The 2,873-nt window shown below is 72.9% G+C and carries 2 protein-coding genes; one reads left to right on the top strand and one right to left on the bottom strand.

The annotated features are described in order from the left end of the window. On the bottom strand, positions 1–1,155 hold a 1,155-nt coding region (locus G3I42_RS08955; RefSeq protein ID WP_343244493.1), incomplete at its 3' end, for a YihY/virulence factor BrkB family protein. 17 nt (positions 1,156–1,172) lie between these two features. Between G3I42_RS08955 and G3I42_RS08950 the strand changes: the two genes are divergently transcribed. Continuing rightward, positions 1,173–2,819, top strand: coding sequence for an acyl-CoA dehydrogenase family protein (locus tag G3I42_RS08950; protein WP_164284079.1), 1,647 nt, complete (start codon positions 1,173–1,175; stop codon positions 2,817–2,819). Positions 2,820–2,873 lie beyond the last annotated feature (54 nt).

Below are 2,873 nucleotides of genomic sequence, written 5' to 3'. Positions count from 1 at the left end.
CGTACCGGCGCCAGGACCGGGGCGCTTGGCGTGCTTGCCGGGGCGGCGTTTGACGTGCGCGCGCAGGCGCGAGGAGACGTCCTCGGGGGGCAGGAAACCGGCCCAGCGCTCCGGGTACTCGCTGGGCATGTCGGGGTCGCCCGGCTCGCCGTGCCCGGCGCGTTCGGCGGCGTAGCGGGCCATGGCCCCCACCGCCTCGGCCTCGCGGGCGCGCTCGTTGGCCTCGCGCGCCGCCGAGGTCGCCACGGAGGGCCAGACGCGGTCGATCGCGGCGTTCATCGCGGCGCCGACGAGCACCGCGAAGGCCGAGACCCCGATCCACAGGAGCACGGCGACGGGCGCGGCGAGCGAGCCGTAGATCGTGGGGCCCTCGATCGTCGAGGTGAGGTAGATGCGCAGCAGGAAGCTGCACACGACCCACATCGCGAGGGCGACGAAGGACCCCGGCACGTCCTCGATCCAGGGCGAGCGGACGGGGACGGAGACGTGGTAGAGCGTCGTGAGGAAGACGACGCACAGGATGATGACGACCGGCCAGTAGAGGATCTGGACGGCCGTACCGCTCCACGGCAGGACGTTCACGACGGTGTCGGGGCCCGCGACCATGAGCGGCAGCGCGACCGAGCAGATGATGAGGCCGACGATGAAGAGGCCGAAGGAGAGCAGGCGCGTCGCCACGATGCCGCGCACACCGTCGAGCCCGTACATGACGGTGATGGTGTCGATGAAGACGTTGACGGCGCGCGAGCCCGACCACAGCGCGAAGACGAAGCCGATCGAGATGACGTCGGGGCGACCGCGCGTGACGTCCTCGAAGATCGGTTTCGCGATGTCGTGGACGCCCTGGTCGGACAGGACGGTCCGGGACGCGTCGAGGAAGTGCTGCTCGAAGCCGGCGATCGTGTCGGCGCCCGTCCACGCGTCCACGTAGCCGAGGAGGCCGACGAGGCACAGGAGCAGCGGCGGCACGGAGAGCAGCGAGAAGAACGCGGCCTCGGCGGCCAGGCCGAGGATGCGGTACTCCATGCAGGAGTTGACGGTGTCCTTCACGAGCAACCAGGCGGTGCGACGCTTGGACACATTGCGGTAGAGCGCCCGGACGCGGCGGAGACGGCCCGGTCTCCGCCGCGTAGCTGTTTCTTTTGCCTGGTGCACGTCCTTACCGTATCCGTATGGCATCGCGCACCCACACAGTGACCAACCAGCCTCCGCCCCTGGTCGGGTACGACGTCTTCGGCGCCGACCGGTCCCTGAGCGAGGCGGTGGAACGCCACCTCGATCCGGAGCTGTTGCCCACGGCGCTGACCGAGCTGAGCGAGCTCGGGCGGGCGGCGGGGTCGGCGCAGGCACAGGAGTGGGGCGAGCAGGCGAACGAGAATCCACCGAAACTGCGCACCCATGACCGTTTCGGCCACCGGATCGACGAGGTCGAGTTCCATCCGGCGTGGCACCGGCTGCTCGGGCACGCGGTCTCGGCGGGCCTCACGAGCGCGTGGACGCGGCCCGGCGGGCACGTACGGCGGGCGGCGGGGTTCCTGACGTGGACGCAGGCGGAGGCGGGCCACGGCTGCCCGCTGTCGATGACGCACGCGGCGGTCCCGGCGCTGCGCGCGCAGCCGGATCTCGCCGCCGTGTGGGAGCCGCTGCTGACCTCGCGGGTGTACGACGAGGGGCTGCGTCCCGCGAGCGAGAAGGCGGGCGCGCTCTTCGGGATGGGCATGACGGAGAAGCAGGGCGGCAGCGACGTACGCGCCAACACGACGCGCGCGGTGCCGCTCGCCGAGGACGGCGCCTTCGAGCTGACCGGGCACAAGTGGTTCTGCTCGGCGCCGATGTCGGACGGGTTCCTCGTGCTCGGGCAGGCGCCGGGCGGGCTGAGCTGCTTCCTCGTGCCCCGGGTCCTCGCGGACGGGGAGCGCAACGTCTTCGCGATCCAGCGGCTCAAGGACAAGCTCGGCAACCGCTCGAACGCGTCGAGCGAGGTCGAGTTCGACGGGACGTGGGCGCGGCTCGTGGGCGAGGAGGGGCGCGGGGTGCGGACCATCATCGAGATGGTCTCGGCGACGCGCCTGGACTGCGCGCTGGGCTCGGCGGCGCTCATGCGGCAGGCGGTGGCGCAGGCGATCCATCACGCGAGGTACCGCGAGGCGTTCGGCGGGGTGCTCGTCGACAAGCCGCTCATGCGCAATGTCCTGGCGGATCTCGCGCTGGAGTCGGAGGCGGCGACGACGCTCGCGCTGCGGCTCGCCGCCGCCTACGACGCGGCGGACGCGGGCGACGAGCGGGAGCGGGCGCTGCTCCGGCTCGCGGTGCCCGTCGCGAAGTACTGGGTGACGAAGCGGTGCACGCCCGTGGTCGCCGAGGCCCTCGAATGCCTGGGCGGCAACGGGTACGTGGAGGAGTCGGGCCTGCCGCGGCTGCTACGCGAATCCCCCCTCAACTCGCTGTGGGAGGGCTCGGGGAACGTGCAGGCGCTCGACGTGCTGCGCGCGCTCCAGCGCGAGCCGGGCGCGCTCGACGCCTTCCTCGGCGAACTCGGGGCGGCGCGCGGCGCGGACCACCGCCTGGACGCGGCGGTGAAGCAGCTCTTCCAGGAGCTCGCCGACCTGGAGGGCATCGAGGCGCGGGCCCGGCGCCTGGTGGAGCGCATGGCGCTCGTCCTCCAGGGCTCGCTCCTGGTCCGTTTCGCCCCGCCGGAGGTCGCGGACGCGTTCTGCGCCTCGCGGCTGGGCGGCGACTGGGGCACGGCCTTCGGCACGCTGCCGCACACGGCGCCGACGGGCGCGATCGTGGAGCGGGCGGGGGTGACGCTGGGGTAGCGGCCTGCGCGGGACGCCGGCGCCTGCGCGGGAAGGGGGGCGCCGAGGCGGGGG

The sequence above is a fragment of the Streptomyces sp. SID11385 genome (assembly GCF_010548245.1).
GTDB lineage: Bacteria > Actinomycetota > Actinomycetes > Streptomycetales > Streptomycetaceae > Streptomyces.
Note: the sequence above shows the minus strand (reverse complement) of the source record. Positions and strands in the feature narration are given on the sequence as shown.

What these genes read in the sequence shown, in the direction of transcription:
- G3I42_RS08950 (WP_164284079.1), top strand. Translation starts at nt 1,173, where the DNA reads ATGGCATCGCGCACCCACACAGTGACCAACCAGCCTCCGCCCCTGGTC.